25 protein-coding genes are annotated in these 17,944 nt (G+C 43.9%); all 25 read right to left on the bottom strand.

Features of this window, described 5'->3' with window-relative positions; translation table 11 throughout:
• Positions 1–28: 28 nt before the first annotated feature.
• Positions 29–943, bottom strand: coding sequence for an NAD(P)/FAD-dependent oxidoreductase (locus MKY23_RS12140; RefSeq protein WP_154958846.1), 915 nt, complete (start codon positions 941–943; stop codon positions 29–31).
• Positions 944–1,129: 186 nt separating this feature from the next.
• Positions 1,130–2,773: an S-layer homology domain-containing protein gene (locus MKY23_RS12135; RefSeq protein WP_339838291.1), complete on the bottom strand. Its 1,644-nt coding sequence runs from the start codon at positions 2,771–2,773 to the stop codon at positions 1,130–1,132.
• A 122-nt stretch (positions 2,774–2,895) separates the two neighbouring features.
• Entirely contained in the window at positions 2,896–3,495 is a 600-nt protein-coding gene (locus tag MKY23_RS12130) for a nitroreductase family protein (RefSeq protein ID WP_090920855.1), read from the bottom strand.
• 102 nt (positions 3,496–3,597) lie between these two features.
• A complete protein-coding gene (locus tag MKY23_RS12125) occupies positions 3,598–3,843 on the bottom strand; it encodes a hypothetical protein (RefSeq protein WP_339838287.1) in 246 nt (81 codons plus the stop codon).
• Positions 3,844–4,084: 241 nt separating this feature from the next.
• Positions 4,085–4,933, bottom strand: coding sequence for an AraC family transcriptional regulator (locus tag MKY23_RS12120; protein WP_244159324.1), 849 nt, complete (start codon positions 4,931–4,933; stop codon positions 4,085–4,087).
• An 86-nt stretch (positions 4,934–5,019) separates the two neighbouring features.
• A complete protein-coding gene (locus tag MKY23_RS12115; RefSeq protein ID WP_154958848.1) occupies positions 5,020–5,568 on the bottom strand; it encodes a glutathione peroxidase in 549 nt (182 codons plus the stop codon).
• A gap of 86 nt (positions 5,569–5,654) precedes the next feature.
• The gene (locus MKY23_RS12110; RefSeq protein WP_339838285.1) at positions 5,655–6,134 is read right to left on the bottom strand and encodes an effector binding domain-containing protein; all 480 of its coding nucleotides are present in this window, start codon (positions 6,132–6,134) and stop codon (positions 5,655–5,657) included.
• A gap of 76 nt (positions 6,135–6,210) precedes the next feature.
• Complete coding sequence (locus MKY23_RS12105; protein ID WP_260511132.1) at positions 6,211–7,068, bottom strand: aminoglycoside phosphotransferase family protein; 858 nt, start codon at positions 7,066–7,068, stop codon at positions 6,211–6,213.
• A 13-nt stretch (positions 7,069–7,081) separates the two neighbouring features.
• The gene (locus MKY23_RS12100; RefSeq protein WP_260511133.1) at positions 7,082–7,363 is read right to left on the bottom strand and encodes a hypothetical protein; all 282 of its coding nucleotides are present in this window, start codon (positions 7,361–7,363) and stop codon (positions 7,082–7,084) included.
• A gap of 15 nt (positions 7,364–7,378) precedes the next feature.
• Entirely contained in the window at positions 7,379–7,636 is a 258-nt protein-coding gene (locus tag MKY23_RS12095; protein WP_154959018.1) for a hypothetical protein, read from the bottom strand.
• Between the two features lie 266 nt (positions 7,637–7,902).
• A complete protein-coding gene (locus tag MKY23_RS12090; RefSeq protein ID WP_154958850.1) occupies positions 7,903–8,442 on the bottom strand; it encodes a GNAT family protein in 540 nt (179 codons plus the stop codon).
• 218 nt (positions 8,443–8,660) lie between these two features.
• Entirely contained in the window at positions 8,661–9,863 is a 1,203-nt protein-coding gene (locus MKY23_RS12085) for a glycoside hydrolase family 5 protein (protein WP_154958851.1), read from the bottom strand.
• A gap of 228 nt (positions 9,864–10,091) precedes the next feature.
• Positions 10,092–11,123 (bottom strand): alpha/beta hydrolase, encoded by a 1,032-nt coding sequence (locus MKY23_RS12080; RefSeq protein ID WP_154958852.1) that lies wholly within the window; start codon positions 11,121–11,123, stop codon positions 10,092–10,094.
• Positions 11,120–11,248 carry a hypothetical protein gene (locus MKY23_RS12075; RefSeq protein ID WP_261771629.1) on the bottom strand — a complete coding sequence of 43 codons (129 nt, stop codon included), beginning with the start codon at positions 11,246–11,248 and terminating at the stop codon, positions 11,120–11,122. The genes MKY23_RS12080 and MKY23_RS12075 overlap by 4 nt, the downstream gene beginning before the upstream one ends.
• Positions 11,245–11,778 (bottom strand): GNAT family N-acetyltransferase, encoded by a 534-nt coding sequence (locus MKY23_RS12070; protein WP_154958853.1) that lies wholly within the window; start codon positions 11,776–11,778, stop codon positions 11,245–11,247. The genes MKY23_RS12075 and MKY23_RS12070 overlap by 4 nt, the downstream gene beginning before the upstream one ends.
• Before the next feature lie 40 nt (positions 11,779–11,818).
• Positions 11,819–12,058 carry a hypothetical protein gene (locus MKY23_RS12065; protein WP_186811698.1) on the bottom strand — a complete coding sequence of 80 codons (240 nt, stop codon included), beginning with the start codon at positions 12,056–12,058 and terminating at the stop codon, positions 11,819–11,821.
• A gap of 41 nt (positions 12,059–12,099) precedes the next feature.
• Positions 12,100–12,567 (bottom strand): GNAT family N-acetyltransferase, encoded by a 468-nt coding sequence (locus MKY23_RS12060; protein ID WP_339838277.1) that lies wholly within the window; start codon positions 12,565–12,567, stop codon positions 12,100–12,102.
• A 21-nt stretch (positions 12,568–12,588) separates the two neighbouring features.
• Positions 12,589–12,891, bottom strand: coding sequence for a hypothetical protein (locus tag MKY23_RS12055; protein ID WP_261764527.1), 303 nt, complete (start codon positions 12,889–12,891; stop codon positions 12,589–12,591).
• Positions 12,858–13,106 (bottom strand): AAA family ATPase, encoded by a 249-nt coding sequence (locus MKY23_RS12050; protein ID WP_261764528.1) that lies wholly within the window; start codon positions 13,104–13,106, stop codon positions 12,858–12,860. Before MKY23_RS12050 ends, MKY23_RS12055 begins: the two co-directional genes overlap by 34 nt.
• A gap of 6 nt (positions 13,107–13,112) precedes the next feature.
• Positions 13,113–13,604: a GNAT family N-acetyltransferase gene (locus MKY23_RS12045; RefSeq protein WP_154983798.1), complete on the bottom strand. Its 492-nt coding sequence runs from the start codon at positions 13,602–13,604 to the stop codon at positions 13,113–13,115.
• A 41-nt stretch (positions 13,605–13,645) separates the two neighbouring features.
• The gene (locus MKY23_RS12040) at positions 13,646–14,629 is read right to left on the bottom strand and encodes a phosphotransferase (RefSeq protein WP_154983799.1); all 984 of its coding nucleotides are present in this window, start codon (positions 14,627–14,629) and stop codon (positions 13,646–13,648) included.
• A 35-nt stretch (positions 14,630–14,664) separates the two neighbouring features.
• The gene (locus MKY23_RS12035) at positions 14,665–15,543 is read right to left on the bottom strand and encodes a class I SAM-dependent methyltransferase (RefSeq protein ID WP_154983800.1); all 879 of its coding nucleotides are present in this window, start codon (positions 15,541–15,543) and stop codon (positions 14,665–14,667) included.
• Between the two features lie 149 nt (positions 15,544–15,692).
• Complete coding sequence (locus MKY23_RS12030; protein ID WP_336122435.1) at positions 15,693–16,160, bottom strand: DUF2691 family protein; 468 nt, start codon at positions 16,158–16,160, stop codon at positions 15,693–15,695.
• 17 nt (positions 16,161–16,177) lie between these two features.
• Positions 16,178–16,705, bottom strand: a complete 528-nt coding sequence (locus MKY23_RS12025; RefSeq protein ID WP_339838270.1) for an AAA family ATPase — start codon at positions 16,703–16,705, stop codon at positions 16,178–16,180.
• Between the two features lie 112 nt (positions 16,706–16,817).
• Complete coding sequence (locus MKY23_RS12020; RefSeq protein ID WP_339838267.1) at positions 16,818–17,873, bottom strand: ABC transporter substrate-binding protein; 1,056 nt, start codon at positions 17,871–17,873, stop codon at positions 16,818–16,820.
• Between the last annotated feature and the right edge of the window lie 71 nt (positions 17,874–17,944).

Raw genomic sequence — 17,944 nt, 5'->3', positions numbered from 1 at the left:
TTTTTTGTGTTTTTTTTATTATATGCTATTAACCCTTAGCCATCTTCTGTAACGCTTTGTGAATCCAGATGGCCGCAATCGCGCCTTCGCCCATAGCAACAGTCGCTTGTTCGGCATGTATACCAAGATCTCCAGCAATCCAGACGTGAGGAGCCGCCTGCATACTACGAGGATTCGCTTCTACATGTTTATTGTCTGCAATGACGGCTCCAAGCTGCTCAGCGAGCTCATAGTGAACCCGGTTCCCGCCAAAGGCGATAAATCCACGTTCTGATTCAAAAACCTGACCATCTTCGGTTAAAACACCTGTAATATGACCGTCCTCCATCTGTTGCACTTCCTGTACCGCTGCTTCAAGATAACGGACTCCTGCTTGCTTCATTTGACGATGAAGGTCAGCCGAGATCGCTGTTTGCTCGTGGTTGATATATAAAAGATCATTAGTACGTTCAATTAAGGTCATGGCCATATTCGCTCCAGCTTCGCCAGCCCCCAGCAGGATCGTTCGCTTCCCTTGAATCTCATAACCATCACAGTCAGGGCATACATACACGGTTCGGCCGAGTGTAGACTTCAGTCCCGGAATATCAGGTATTCGATCCGATAACCCGGTTGCCAGCAGCACTGTTTTGGCCTGATACAGGGTTCCAGAGGACCCTTTAAGCCTGATCTTGTCCTCATGCACACGCATGGCTTCTACAATTCGATCCTTTTCAAACAAAACACCTGTCTGCTCAGCTTGCATCCTGCCAATGGCCCGTAATTCTTTGCCCGACACCCCATCCGGATAACCGAGAATGTTATGATAGGTTCGGCATAACGTTGATCGGCCTTCCCCAGCATCGACTACCAGTACTTGATGCGCTGAATAACGTCCCAGCTGAATGGCTGCCTGAAGCCCTGCAATCCCTCCGCCCACAATAATACAATCCATCTCTCGCATGTTATTCCCTCCTGAATATCCAGTACTCTCTCTTTTTAAAAAGTATATTTTTGCATGATGATTCTTGTCCTTCTATACATTAAACCGTACAAACAGGCTTAAACGGCCTGACTTATTCCATAGCTTAAACCAAAAATAAAAGACCCAAACCTCCGGTTTCAAACGAAAGGTTTCGGTCTTCAAGTGTTAGAACTGATACGATTCGAAACGCATAGCATTGGTGATGGCGTTCCATACATCCGCAGTTTCGCCGCCCATATACCAGTAAGCCAGTCCTGCAATGTTTCGCTCACCACTCATCCGAACTTTGGCAGACAAGGAGCGACTCTCTTCCGCCCAGATGGCTCGTGCCACCGATTTAGACGTGTAGTTAATCATATACTGCTTCAGCTGTGTATCCCAGTTTCTTAGCGAACCTGATGCTGATGCCCGCACTCCTTGCTCTCCCAGTGTAATGTCCCAGGAAGCTGTTGCAGGATTCACGGTGGACCAATCCCGCGTATATAGTGGAAGCGCCAAAATAGTCTTGGTACGTGGTACTTCGGAGAGCATCTTTGTCAGTGCTCGATCCACCCATGGAAGCGAAGCGACCGAACCGGGCTTGGGGTCACCGTTCCAATGCTCTTCATAACTCATAAGTACCATATAATCCGAGATCGCCCCCAGCTTGACGTAGTCAAAGGCTGCCGTCCAATCTGAACCGAGATTGGGAGATACATCAACCGATACCACAGCGCCAAGTGTGTGCAAGGATTTCGTTAACGAAGTCACAAACGCGGTAAAGCCTTCGCGATCGACAGGATCTACATTTTCAAAATCCACATTAATACCGCCGAGTTTATATTTTTTCACATAAGCACTCACTTGATTGACAACTGCTTCCCGGTTCGCTGAGCTCGACAGCATCTGATGTGTCATCTCCTTATTGGAACGGTTACCCAGCATCGGCCACAGCGCTCTGCCCGAAGCAGATGCCCAAGAGATCAATGTGGCATTGGCGTGATCCGAAACGTTCATATCTTTATTCAGGAAAAACCAACGCGGAACGACCGTGTTCACAGGCGACTGGTCGACTTGTCTTATAAATTCTGCTGTCGATGAATTATACTGCCATCCCAGTTGAATCCCATGATCCTGCTTCCGCTGAATTTGCGTGGCCCATGTGTTGTTTTGCAAGATCGAATCCAGCATCACTGCTGCCTCTTCCCGTGTGACTTGGTCAGCCGGCCGGAACATGCCGCTACTTCCGCGCATTAATCCAAGTTGATGCACCTTCTGTACATATGGAAGAGCCCAGCTTGAGATGTCCGCTGCGTCTGCATATGTATTGTATATACTATCGCCTGCCACAGGGCGCTGTTTCAGCATACGAACAAGCAAAACAGCTGCCTCTTCCCGTGTAATAGAAGCGTTCGGCTGAAACTGGTTCTGGCCTTTACCCTCAAGAATCGATAGATTAGTCATCGCAGCTACGTTACCGTAATACCAAGCTTTCGCAGAAATATCTGCAAAAGGTTTAATGTTGTTTGAAACTGGCTCTAGTCCGAGCAAGCGAACCGCAAATGATGCAAATTCAGCGCGAGTGACCGCTTTTTTCGGTTCAAACGTGTGCTCCGTTGTTCCTGCTACAATCCCTTTTTGTACCAGTCGCGCAATGGCTTCTTTTGCGAAGCTTTTGCTTGTATCCTGAAAGGTCGGCTGCCCACTCCCCGCCCCGTTAACGATACTTCCATTTCCAATCACTGAACCGAATAAAATGACGCCGCTTAATACGATCTTCCATACGGGATGAAAGGTTCGAAAAGCTCTATTATCATTTACTATTTTCACATTAAAAAGCCTCACTTCAATAGATTACGATCTTCATTATCGTATCAAATTGAAGCGAGGCCGTATGTGGTTAAATATTGGTAATGTTCAAGAATTACTTGTGTACTTTGACGCGCTCTTCCTTACTTGTGTACTTTGACACGCTCTTCGATCGGTTGGAACTCTTTCTCGCCTGGGGTTGCGGTTGGTTTACCAAACGGCATCTGAGCGATCAGTCTCCAGTGCTCTGGAATATTCCATTCTTGCTTCACTTTTTCATCAATCAGTGGATTGTAGTGTTGCAGGGATGCCCCCAGTCCTTCTTGCTCCAGTGCAGTCCAGATGACCAGTTGCAACATACCGTTCGATTGGTTAGACCAGATCGGGAAGTTGTCTGCGTACGCAGCAAAGTTTTGTTGAAGCTGTGCTACCACATTGTTGTCTTCGAAAAACAGAACCGTACCGTAGCCACTACGGAAACCTGCCATTTTCTCAGCTGTGGATTGGAATGCCTCTTCGTTGCCCACAACTTCACGCAAAATTTCTTCCGTGTGATTCCATAGTTTATCATGCTGTTCACCAAGCAATACGACTGCCCGGGAAGTCTGTGAGTTAAATGCAGTTGGTGTATACTTTACCGCTTCTTCGACGATTTCCTGAATTTTAGCATCCGAGATTGTGGATTCCTTACTGATTCCATAATAAGATCTTCTGTTCTTCAACGCATCAAAAAAAGTAGACATTCATATACGCCTCCTAAGTCATTTGTAGTTCATGGCCAACAAGGTAACTATAATATAGTAACATACATTAGTCAATAAACTATTTTATTTTCATTATATTATTTAATCCCTCTTACGATAGTCTGCCCGGTATTCCTCTTCTGTAGACGAATTACTTTTCGTCTGATCCTTATTCTTCTCTTCCTGCGCTTCCATGTTCAAATCTTGCATTGGAATCGGATCAACCGTTTGTTCTTGCTCGTATCGATCCAACATGCTTTCATGTTCAGTCTTATGTTGCTCCGGGTGGTCTGGCATCTTATCTCGTTTGCCATTTTCCCGTTGTTGCGCCGGTGTTTGCTTCTCCATTCACTTTTCGCCTCCTGTAATCGTCTTTTTCTCGTTACCTTTCTTTACCTGTTCGTTTGGCATTCTAAACATCTGCGTTACGTGAAGGGGGCTGACCCTTGCTCGCTATTTGATCATGGTTATAAAAATAAAGCTAAAGAAGCCGACCACGATGAATCTGCGGTTCGGCTTCTACATGGCAACCATTTATTCCTCGTTTACGCTAACAGCGCTAAACTTCGTTTCAACATCCCTATCGACCCTACAGCTGCCGATGCAGCTGACTTCGATACAGATCAGGCGAACAGCCCACGCTTTGTTTAAAAATTCGGCTAAAATGAGACAGCCTTTTAAAACCAGACAATCGACTGGCCTCCGTCACACTCATCTCGGGCTGAAACTGGAATAGCAGTTTCGCCTGATTAATACGCCGGTCATATAAGTACTTAAATATGGTCAGTCCCGTCATCTCCTTGAACATACCTGCCAAATAGGGCTTGGACAGATGTAGTTCCTGAGCGAGATCATCCAGACCGATGTCATGCATGTAATTCGTATCCACGTATCGGATGATATGCTGGACATGTCTTTCTTTTTCCGATGAAGAACGCTGTTCCTGCACATGTCCCTGACAGATCTCTGCTACACAATATAACAGATCACAGACCCGGATATGCATACGCTCCTGTCTGAATCTGGATGAGTGAGAAGATAACTGGTGCAGATCATGTAGCAGTGCTTCGAATTCGGCGCGAACCTCACCGGTCAGGTTCACCCGGCAATTGCCCAGCTCATCGAACGGCTTCAGCACTTCATGGATGCGCTCGGGATGCAGGCTTTTACGAATGGCAGAAGGGTCGAAATGAAGCGTTGTGCGAACGTAAGGTTTACCAACTTTGGGATGCGGCCGATGCAAAGTCAGTCCATGCATTAACACCAAGTCCCCCGGCTCCAGTGCATATACCCGATCTCCAATAATATAAGTGCATTCCCCTTCATGAAAATAATAAATCTCATAGTGTGGATGCGAATGAAATCCGTCCGAATTACCCGGGTCAAACTGACTGGTGGCTCTATAGGTATACGCCAGTGGGGAATTAAACTGCATCATGCTTGGCACATCATCACCTCCTGTGCAAAAAAAGAAAGCGGGATACAACGTTATGCTTGGTTGCCCCGCTAATGTTCATCTAAATTTTATAACAACTCTCGGATACTTGCTTTGATCTCGTCCATGGAATCCACCGGCTCGAAGCGCCGAACGACTTGACCTTCTGCATCAATCAGGAATTTGGTAAAATTCCATTTGATCGCATCGCCGTGCAGCCACTCTGGTGCTTTGTCTGCCACCATCAGCTTGAGCAGTTTGGCCTGAATGTCGCTTTCATCAAAGCCGGCAAACGGACCTGACTTTTTCAAAAAGTCGTACAACGGATGCGCTTCCTCTCCATTCACATCCAGTTTCGCAAACATCGGGAATTTCACCCCGTAGTTGATCTGACAGAAAGACTCGGCTTCTGTACTGCTACCTGGCTCCTGCTCCGCAAACTGATTACATGGGAAGCCAATGACCTGCAATCCCTGATCCTTGTACTCATCATATAACTTCTGGATATCATCGAATTGATGCGTATATTTACATTTGCTTGCCGTGTTCACAATCAGTACAGGCTTTCCTTCATATTGAAAGAGCGGAAAACGCTCTCCACTCGTTCTCGTCACAGTGAAATCATAGATCGTTGGCATAAGTCGAAGTGCACCTCGCAATAGTATGTAGTTACTTGTTTTGTAGAGTCATCTTTCATTATATACGAAGTCAGTCATGACGAATACTAAGATTGCAAAGCCACATAAACATCGATCTCGTTATTGACACTATCCGGCTGGTAGCGTTCATCCCAGATTTCAAAATCATAACACTCAGGTGTGTATCCAGCATCTTCTAACCACTGTCCATAGATGTAGTCATATGTATCACCTATGTCGGATTCTAGTCCTCTGTGCGTACATGTAACGTATGAACGAGCTGGCACATGATGAATAATCATTCCAGGCGGCGTGCCCTCCGTCTCGTTTACTTCATAGCATAATACATGTGCGAATGGATCTACTTTGGCATTAAAATCCTCATAGGACGGATACAGCTGCATTAAGAGAACCTGGTCGTTTTTCCGATGCTTGATCTGATCCCTCTTCTCTATTAACTTATCATAAAGATTCTGTCCTAATCCTGCCTCAAACTCTTCCACCGTAGCTTCAATGCGATACCCTGCAACATGAAATGCAGCCAATGTAACGATCTTCGTTTCCATCTTTTTCTCCCCCAATGAAAAAATAGAATACAAACCGTTTTAACGTTGCATTTACCCGAAAAAGTTACGACAAAAACTATGTCCACTCTTGCCAATGTTGCTCCAGAAAAATCACTTCTCTCTCGTAGTGAGCCAGATGACCTTCTTCAACCATTTTCACAAAGGCTAAGTCTCCTGCTAATGCACGATCCTCTAAAGTTTTGCACATAAAGCGAATACGTGACACGACCCAATCTTTCAGATCAGGTGGAACATGTGAACCGTAAGCTTTCATAAACAATTCAATGCGTTTTTTCCGAACGTTTGCGTGCATTTCTCTATCATATGAGGCAACCGATTTCCCTTGCTCTTCAAGCTTGGGCGAAAAATTCGCAAGAGGTACACACGTATATAAAGTATAGGCAATATCCCACATACGCGGCCCCGGGCATGCCAGATCAAAATCAATAATGCCCTGCGGCAAACCTTGTCTGAACACGATGTTGTATAAAGCAAAGTCGTTATGGCAGACCACTTCGGAATTCTCTGAATTTGTATCAACTGATTTATGTGAGTGTTCATCTCTACCTATGCCTGGATAAAGGTTAACAGGCTGTTCCACCGTGGTGAAATTTACGGTTGCATCGTGATAGGCTCTTAATAAATGGGCAACGGAAATCAGTGATTCGTCTGACCACATGTAACTTTCGATCTCCGGATAATCATTACCCGGGACGTCTCCGTCAAGGTAAGAGAGTATTTCCCTGCCCTTCTCATCCATGCCCAGATACTTCGGTGCCTGATGGAAGCCTTCTTTTTCCAGATGCGAGAGCAGTTCGTGTACATAACGATTTGCGTTAATACTCGGGTCACTACCCCGGCGAACCGTATCTCCAACGCGCACAACTTCATTCACGTTACCACCTGTTAACTTCTCCTCCGGTTGTTCAGACAACTTGCATCCTCCTCTATTTGTAATTCTCTGGCCGCTCCTGCTGACGTTTATTTTTGTTTTTGTACGTTCCTGGGAAACCGGCAACCAGCAATACAAACCCAACAAAAAACATGAAATATACGAGTAGTCCTGTGGGTACATCTACCTTCTGCGTAACTTCTCGCAAACCTTGCTCCGATCCGCTTCCCGACTCAACCAATGCTGCTGATAATCGGATAGACATTCGTTCAAGTGTGGATATGAACACACTCGCAACCATTAACACGACACCCAGAATCTTGTTCATCTGATTCAAAATATAACCCCCTTCTTATTCAAAACAAATCTCACTGTACACTCCGGTCAAAAAGGTCTTTAGCGTTTGAGCCAGTACATAGTGGTTGGGCAGGTCTTTAGTAATGACGCCTCCGATATTACCTGCCTCGCCTTGGGTTAAGCACGTTAGTTGAAGCTCATTCGAATTCCCATATATGTATGAGAGCAAGTATTCCAGTGGCTGTTCTTGATATATTCGAATTTTGGTACCTGCCCAGATCGGCTCCTGATCCTGAATCTCCTCCATTGGAATCCATACCTCTGTTGTCAAAACAACAACCTCCTTCAATACACTTCACCTCAATTATAATCCATGTTCTTCCATTAAGGAATTTCTATAACTTTTTAAACGAGGTATGCAGTAGTTTTTATCCCGGAGTTTTCACCAATGCTTCTACGAATGAAGCTATACCTAGTTTCATAAGGTCGTGTTTCCCTGTATATCAAATAGCACCGTCATCTCTGACGGCGCCGTGTATACTCTTTTACTATTCTTTGATGACTCTCAACCAGTGGTTCTTACGTAGCTAAAATGTGATGCAATTCCATATGACTTTCGAGAAAAGTAGCACGTTCGACATGGTACAAATCATATATGGACTGCTTCGCATTAATGGAATGCGTGACCTCTGGATACAGGTCATTGGAGAGGTTAACGTAAGGTAGTTTCTCCACCGCTTTGCGGGAACGAACATTTTGTTTGCGTATTTTCATAAAAACCGTCTGTATATCTTGTTCAAGAAACAATTCTGTCAAAAACGCGGACTTGGCTCTTTGACTGTATCCTTGTCCGAAATAAGGAGCACCAATCCAAGTTGCCAGAAATCCAGTCTGGTTGACAATCTGATACAGATCAATAGTGCCAATTGCGGTGCCTGTTTCATTCAAAATCGTACGCGTTATAACACTTCCCTGTTCTTCTTCTGCGATCAACTGCCTCGTTAAAAACATAAATTCCTCTTGCGACTGACATGCATAACGAACATAAGGGGAAACTGCGGGATCCATCATCAAGCTGTACAGAGATTGACATTCATGCATCTCACGCTTCTTCAACATTCTGTCTACCACCCAATCCTTCAAGTTCGCTAGATCAAAGCAAAATTAAGTATAACCATGATTGTGTGGCATTTAATGAATTCTACTTGCGGCTTGTGTAAAAATTCATGAGAAATTACGAGTGAACTCGCATCACCTTTTTTGAGAAAACATACTAAAGCGGCATGTCCCTGGTTATAAGAAACATGCCGCCCCATTCTTGCTTCTGACAACATCAATTATTGCATGCCTTGCATGATCGCATTAATGATATTTTGCTGTGTTACCGTATTGTTAAACCGGTTGAACAGCGCGAATCCATGCTGGCCGTTGAACCCGTTGTCCCAATAAACTGGAACCATTTTATATTTTTTCGCCTTGGCAGTCACGGCTTTGGCATAAACCGCACGATAGGTACTGTTGCTGGAATCATAAGAAGATTTATCGATGGAACCGAACTCACCCATAACGACTGGATAACCTTGAGTCACAAATTTATCGTACATAGATTTGAACTGAGATTCCAAGTAATCCTCTTGCCCCCATGTCGATCTTTTGGAAGGATTCGTCGCGGTAGCTCCCCATTGCGTAATGTTTCCATTTTCTTCACCAGCAAAATCCCATGGCGAGTAATAGTGTGCCGAGATCATGATTCGCTTCTGAGAGCTTGGAATGGCGGAAGATCTGAAATTATCACTTGGAACGACAAAACCATAATTGCCCACAGTGTAGTCTATGTTTGTGTTCCAGCCTGGAACAAGCAACCATCTTGCATTGTTGTTGCCACCTGTTTTGCGAACGGTATCCACAAAGATCTGATTGTACGCATTCAAGTTACCATAATAAGACGTATTCGGATTGTTGTAATTTCCGTCAAACACCTCATTCATAGATTCAAAAATCAGACGTTCGTTATAATTACTGAACTTGTTGGCAACTTGTTGCCACACCTTTTGATACTTCTCACGAATAACGTTCTGATTGCCACTGTTCACATGTAACCACGAGCCCGGAATCGAGTGGAACCCGTCTCCATGCATATTGATGACTACGTATAAACCTTCGTTATACGCATAGTCCACCACTTGCTGTATACGATTAAGCCAAGATGCATTCACTGTATAATTGGGAGCGCTTCCAATATAGTTCAGATAAGAAATCGGAATACGAATCGTTTTAAAACCTGCCGCTTTTACCTTTTTGATCAGCTCAGGTGTGATCGTTGGATTGCCCCATGACGTTTCATTCGGTGTTCCGTTCACGGTTGCTTCCAGCTGATTACCCAGATTCCAGCCTGCACCCATCTCCGCAGTAATCTGCGCAGCGGTTAATGATCTCATATCAGCGGCCGATGCTTTAGAGCCCCATCCCGCAAACGCCGCTGTGGCCATAAAAAGCAGTGCCAAACTGGCTATGCCAAATTTTTTAAACGTTTTCGTCATAACGGTACCTCCGCTTATTTTATTTTAGAACAAGCAGTGCAGTTATTCTAGTGATTCATCTAGATGGTTAAAAAATGGATTGATTGAAGAAATACGAAAATATATTCCTCCCTTCTCTATGAATAGAGTGGTGAGCGAAAAAACGGTTCGCACCAACATAATAACACAATTATGGTAAATAAAGTTCATTCTCTTGTCCTTTTTGACAGGTTTTTACACTTTTCAACCCTATTTGAAATGTTCAATCAGCCAAGCCAGGAATTGTTCCTTCTCTTCAAACTGAGGATAATGCGCGGACTCATGAAATATAACCAGTTCTTTCTCGGGTGCTTTCAACTTTTGCAAGTAATCCTTGGCAGCATTAAGGGTCGTCATATAATCATATTGCCCCATTAGGAAATAAGTCGGAACTTGGATCTCGTCTACAATCTCAGGCAATGGGTGATCCAATGCTTCTCGCACAAGCCGATCTTGCAACTGGAGAACCCCTGTATAAAATCGAATGACATCCCATCCGTTGTACTCGGGATTTATTAGAAATCCTTTAACATAATCAGCATTCTCGTTAATGAGTCTGGCTGAACCGCCATACTTTTGCACAAACGTTCGAGGAGTCAGTCCTTTCCCTTGCTGCACAGAATCACGCAATAACTCTAATTGTTTCACATCCGCTTTGTTTCCTGCCGCGGTTGCCTGCTTTATCGTATAATCCAGCGTCTCCATTTCACTCTGAATGATGTCGGCCACCTGTCCAATTCCAATATAAGCTTTAAACTGTTCTGGAGCCTTCGCAACCGCCTTGATGCCGATATACGTCCCAAAAGAATGCCCGACCAGGATCACCTGCTCTTGATGAAGTTCCTCAGTAACATACTTTGTCAGAGCGATTAAATCATCTGCAAGTACATCGGTTGTCAGCTTTGAATAATCCGCTGTAAAATGGAACGACTTTCCGCTACCGCGTTGATCATAATGAACAATTGTAAAATACCGCTCGAGCTCACGCTGATATTTTCTTACATAAGGAATCTCTGAGTACCCAGGTCCACCATGAACAAATAACAATACCGGATTGGCTCGATCCGCTCCCCTGATCATCACTTCGTGCCCTTCACCGTTGATGTCAATCTGCTCTATACGGCTTATACTGTTCTCCCCTTCGATACTCGGTGTCCATGTAGGAAAAATGAGAAAAACTACGAACATTCCTACGACGGTAAAGAAGGTATATTTACAGACTTTTGCTATCTTTTTCCTCATTCGTTCTCCTTTAATTTCAAAGGATAAATCCAATGAACATCCTCTTTCCGTAACTCATCCTGAAATATGTAATTGTGATCCGCACCAACGTTATGAATGGTTCCTAACAAACCAACCGTCGTCATCCGTTAAGCTCCTTTATCATATGAATATCTTTGGGCTCTTTGGTGTACAGTTCTTTGTCCACCTCTCCTGTCATTTCACTGCCCTGGCTTTGATAAAAAGAAACCGCTGATCTCGTTTCGGTTGACGAGATGTACAAGGACCGCGCTCCACGCCTTCTTGCCTCCTCACTTAAAAAAGCAAGAATGCGTGTCCCAATTCCCTGCCGTCTGTACGCTCTGGAGACATACATGAGATCGAGCTGCAACTGATTCTGCTCTTTCCCCCTAAATTGATGGGCAAGTACACCAAAGCCTACTAATCTCGTACCATCAAAAGCCCCATAAGCCATTCCCCCATGTTGCAATTCATAAATATAACGATCCTCTATCTCTTCCAGTTGTTCCTGACCCCAATTCGCGCATACATGATCTTGTTTGTGCTCAACTAAGCCCTGTTCACCGGCCTCATAGATGAGATCGATATATTCAGAACGATCAATTTCATGTAACTGTTTTACATGATCCAGGTTCAAGATTTGGTATGTAATCATTCTTTTGTCTCCTTTTTATTGGCCCAGTATGGTGTACCCCTCAAGATTTTAGGGTGGTAAACATAATACGACCATTGGTTGATGAGAATGTTACGTTCTGATCTATTAATCGTTTAGCTCCAGTGATCGTTGGCGGAAGTTCAACAGCACATTCAAGCAAAATGCGCGCGGGAGAGTCAAAGCCACCGGTGTAACAACTCTCCCAATCCTCTTCTTCAAAAGCTCTCAGCCTTACTTTGTCATCTTGCCAGTAATACTGGCTGTAATCAATTGTTCTCATAAAAATACCTCCCTCTAAACGATGTATGTTGACTTTGTGATTCATCTTATTTTCAATCTGTAAATAACCTCACCATCCGAATTGGTCAGATTCTCGCTTACAAATGACATACTTCTATATAAGTGCTGGGCAATATGATTGTCTTTTTCAACGGTCAGAGAAAGGATGTGACATAACGGATGTTTATCGGTGATAAAATCGATGATGGCTCTTAATGCTCGTTTTCCCATACCTTGCCCTTGAAACGTCTTGTCGATCTGAAAGCCGCCAATCCAGTAATTATCTGTACTTTCAGGCGTATAACTTATATAAAAGAATCCAATGATTTTGCCTTCGATTTGCAGAACGTAAGGATCAAATGCTTCATCCCATGGTTTAATATAGGCATAAGCAAGTCCCTCCGTAACACTTGGAACCAGATGTTTTTGGTTTTCATGTAGCGAAATTTTTAGAGCCTGTTCCCAATTCTCTTGTGTAACGGGATGAATCTCAGTGATGTGTGTCCTCATGTAAATCTCCTTATTCAATCTTTAAAACATTGTTGTTGCAGGTTTATAAGTAGAATTTATCTTTTCTACAGCCTGCTTCTCATTCGTAATGACAACTACATCCTTGCCATGTTTACTCGTCATCTCTATGACATCCTGAACGTCATATTGATGATTCCATTCCACAATCATCTTGCACAAATTGCTAAAGGATTGTCTGTAATTCCACGTCTGCAACCCTGTTCGAGACAGCAGAAACCTTTTAATAATCCGATAATCTCGAACCAATACATGGGGGTGCAACACAAAAATCAAATCTGCTTCAAGAATAGAGATGAAGTCCATGGTTTCAGCTGTGCTCCTTCAATGATCCAGGCATCTGAGCCAACAATAGCTTGCAGAGAACTGTCCCTAACCTCATCAGGATATCTCCTATTTTCTGCGCTTCGATCCCAAATCAGATTATCCATTTCATAGAAGGCAATGTTATATTTTCGAGACAGTTCTCTAGCTAAAGTCGATTTTCCGCTTCCGCAAGCGCCAATAATGCGAATTTTCAAATTCCACTACACCTCGATAGAAAATATGGCAACTTGTTTCCCTATGATGTCGACATCCTTCTCATGAGTCATGCCATTCTTTTCCGCAACTCGCATCGAGCCTGCATTTCCGTGTTGGATCAAGGAAATCAAACGGTTCTCTCCTTGTTGCAAACCGTACTCCTTCCAGGCTTTAGCTTGCTCATACCCGTAGCCTTGTCTCCAATAGGGCTCTCGCACCCAATAACCGACTTCCAGCTCATCGGTTCCATCAATCACTTGCGGTATCAATCCAGACGTTCCAACAAGCTGCTGATCTTCTTTGTTAAAGGCAAGCAAAAGTCCTTTGCCTGCCTTGTTCCATTGAATAAACTTCTCTAGTGTCTGCATCGTTTCTTCTTTTGTCCATGGATTTCCGTGGCGAATGTATTTCATCACATTTGGTTCACTTGTCATCATATATAAATGTTCAAAATCATTTTTAGTATATTCACGAAATATAAGCCTTTCTGTCTCCATCCTATACACCACTCCTAGATTTAACATCTCCATTTGGTCTTCTATAGTTTAAAACGGCAACCTTCAAACGTTAGATCATTTTGGATCAAATTAACTGTTGATGCGATAGCCCCTTTTTGATGTTCAGATAAGCTCGCTTCATCTCCGTTCCAATCTTTCAACCACCAGAAGAATGAACTTATATTTCGGTACTCCATGAATAAAGGAATCCGAGCGATCCATTCCTGACTTATTGGCTGTTGTTGCACATACCCTTCCAGAAAAGCGGTCAGAAACGTCTTCGCGAACTCATCCTTCGTTCCCCACTTCGGATCATGTGACCCCCACCACACCGCATGTGTAGCCGCGATCCCAATATCCAGAGCATACCAGCCGCGTATCGCATCATCAAAGTCAAAGACATTAAGCTCACCCTGATCAATCAAAAAATTATAAGGATGGAAATCATAATGAATTAGGCCATAACCTTCGGCCTCTCTGGGCAAATCCGTCAGTTGTTGCTCCATTGCTCGAAGCTTCCCTAGGAGCAAGGCATAGTCACCTGTATGCAGATGTGGATTCTCCAGTTCCAGTGGCGCCCAGTCCGCTCTGACTAACCTCGGATCTTCGGGTTGATAGCTTTGTGTTAAATGGTGTAATCTGCCCATCACGCTCCCCCATCGAGTAAATAAATCCGTATCCCATACACTCCAGTCATAATCAAAAAAATATCCGGTCGCTCCTTCAAATACCGCGGCAACATAACATTTCTCTTGATCACGGCATACAGCAGTCAGCTTGCCTTCTACTGTAAGAATGGGTAATGATGCACGAACCCCCTTGGATACCAGATAGCGAACCCAGTGAACTTCTGCCTGAATAGATGTTTCATAAGCTGCCGGTTTCTCCGATAACCGAAGAAAATATGTTTTATTTTGCTGATGGTATTTGTAAACCATATTCGTGGATTGACTTACTAAAACCAGTGAGTCCGGAGCAATGCCAAAGGATTGAGAAGCTTGTGAAAGTATTGCTGTAGACACCATATAATTTCACTGCCTTTCTTCGGTATACATTCAATTTATCCCATTACAATTCCGCTAGTAATTTTCATATTTGGAGCATACGTCATATACGTGTGTTTATTGAATTCCCTGGCAAATCTCTCTTCTGCCTCATACTGATGTGTGGCTTCCTCGGAAGTTAATCCTCGTCCAATAAGGTGGGCAATGACTTCTTCTCGGTTACCCGGGACAGCCCCTAACCCTTCTTCTTTTAACGCGTTATACAACGTATGTTTATCCGGTTCATCCATCTGTTGATCTAAAAAGTTCACACGATCGCTTACTCGGCATTCCACGCCTCTAACACCAAGCTGACTGAGCAGTGTCGGAATCTTCATTCCTATATTCCCGTCTTTGCCACTCTCTCCGGCAGCCTGCTCATACAACTTCTGAAGTACGCCCAGTTGCACAATGCTGGACTGCTCCATACCGTCTATTGCATAACTCGCCATGTTGGCAATCCAGTGTGGCTCGAAACAAATCACTCGGCCTCCATCCACCACACTGCCAATCATCTTTTCTAATATCACACGTGGTTCTGTCATATGTAACAAAAAAGCATGACTTATCGCGATGTCATAAGCTCGTTCGACCTGCACCGTTTCAATGTCACCTTCTATGAATTCAGCCTGATAAGTTGTGTGTGCGTAGAGTTCTTTCGCATGTTTAATCAGTTCTGATCCTTGATCTACTCCCGTGTACCTTGAGCCAACAGGCAGGAGCGGGAGTAACTTCAGTCCCATGTAACCAAAACCACATCCATAATCAATCATATGTACAGCTTGCTTAATCTTCCAAACGCGTTCAACCAAAAATTCGAGATAATCATCGTTATAATAAAGCCAGCGTGTATTTCTCAGATACTCTATTTGGTTATCCCAATAATAATCCGACAATAGTTACACCCCTTACTTGTAAACGCATTCACATTTCCAAAGGACTTCATCTAACTTCATTTACAATTCAATACATCTCATTCTAATCCTAAAATATGTCATAGTCTATCCAACTTCAGGATGATATGATCCCGAACTTCCAGCAATTATCACCAGACGGACAGTTTTGTTCTTACGTCATTATCATCCGTAATATAATCCAGCGCTTCGTATCCTATTCTCTTGATATGCTCAAGCATTTCTTCCCGTATTTCAGCATCTTTAATGTATACCGCAACGTAACTGCTATCTACGACAAGCAATGCAAGCTGACAATCACTCTCTGCATAGTCTTCATATGTCTCTATATCTATAATTGCTGTACCTCTCGGATAGGCTTTCAGATTGGCAAAAATCAAATAATACTTGTTATCATCAATCATTGTCTGCAACTCTTCTCCTGCCATGCCCATAACCCGGTCTGGAAAAAGACTCTCTCCCAAGCTATTCTTAACCACTAAATAGGACTCTTCCCCGCCAACAAACCAGTCATAATCCGCGATCTTGATCGGTTTCAGGATTTCTCCCAAAAAGCTCCCATATTCATTTGGAATTTGAAATCGTATGCCTCTTTTCATATTGCCTCCTCTTAGTTTTACCCTTTCACTTTCTGCAAAATGATATCGATCACTTCATCTGTTGCCAGATGATCTGTCGCAATTCGGGTTTCGAATGCAGCTTCCTTGAACGCTTCAACACACTTCGGAGCCTGTTGATATTGCCATCCGCCGAATTCATCTCCACGCTTGGCAAGACGTTTATATATCGTCTCTAGTTCAGCCGTTAGACAAAAATGATGTAGGTCCGGATCAATCTTCTTTAGCCAACTATAAATGTAATCAAAGTTTGCTTTCTTGTAGAGCGTCATGGGAACAATCAGATGTTTATTGTATTTTTGCTTCACCTCTCTCGCAGCGTTCACCGTCAACACTTTCCAGAGTTCAATATCCTGAAAATCATCGGTGCGCTCCTGTTCTTCCCGATATTCCTCAGGCAGAAGCTTTCGGATCATATAACCAATCTCTTCGGGATCATAGATCATGCTATTTTCAATTCTTGGCTGTAGCGCCTTCGCTGCTGAGGTCTTACCGGAACCAAACGCACCATTAATCATGATGATCATACACTCACTCCTTCACATCAAATCATATCGGGTAAATACTATATGCCATCTTCAATAAAAATGCAAAATCCCGTCGGGATTGTCCAACAGGATTTTTATAAACTCTAACCGCTCAAAATTTTCGATTAAGCATCTCACGCTTCGCACTTTCTTGTGTGAAAATATCCTCTCGGGGTACCATGCGTTTGGGAAGTGTGCGCCCTGCCATAATTTCTTTGGTAGCTTGCATCAACTGAGGTCCAAGTAACGGGTTACATTCCACCACGGCATTAATCTGCCCGTCCGCCAAACTCTGCAGTGCTTTCCGTGATCCGTCTACCGACACAATAATGATGTCTTCACCAGGTTTCAAGCCAGCATCCTGAATCGCCTGAATAGCACCAAAAGCCATCTCGTCATTATGCGCAAAAAGGACTTGTGGTCGCTCCTCTTCCCGAACCTGAAGAAAACCTTCCATCACTTGCCTGCCCTTGTTTTCTGTGAAATCAGCAGGGGCACTTTGCGAGAACAAGATCTGAGCTTTATCCCCTAAAATGCTTCGAAAGCCCTCTCCCCGCTGGATAGACGGCGTTGATCCACTTGTGCCCTGCAATTCAGCAATGCGAATCGTTCCTGGCATATTCCGTAGCCGATCCTGAATATACTTTCCGGCTTTCACACCCTCTTCATAGAAGTCCGAGCCGATCGTCGTTACAAACAGAGAGGTATCTTTAGCGTCAACGGACCGATCTACGATGATTACGGGAATTCCGGCTTGCTTCGCTTCCTGCAGAATGTCATCCCAGCCGGATTCCACCACGGGTGCAATAGCGATTACATCTACCTTTTGCTTGATAAACGAACGAACAGCCTCAAATTGTTTCGTCTGAGACTGCTCTGCATTTTTTATAATAAGGGTAATTCCAGATTCCTTGGCGGCATCCTGAATGGAGGTGGAATTGGCGATACGCCAGGCACTCTCCGTACCCAGTTGCGAAAAGCCCAATATAATCGGTTCTTTGGAAGGCAGATTATATTCCGCTGATTCCATCCATTCCTCTAACGAGGGCAGAGATTCAACGTTTGAAGGGACAGGAAGAGGTTTGGACTCGGACTCAACCAGGGTGCAGCCTGAAAGACATAACAGTATCAGTAGCAGTACACACAACCAAATCGCATTTGTTTTCACCAATTCCCTCCCCCTCTAACATCATTTATACCAACCAAGTCTGCCAGCCTCTCACTACAATCTGATCTGAC

Origin of the sequence: Paenibacillus sp. FSL R7-0272, assembly GCF_037969905.1 — a bacterium.
GTDB classification, from domain to species: domain Bacteria; phylum Bacillota; class Bacilli; order Paenibacillales; family Paenibacillaceae; genus Paenibacillus; species Paenibacillus polysaccharolyticus.
Note: the sequence above shows the minus strand (reverse complement) of the source record. Positions and strands in the feature narration are given on the sequence as shown.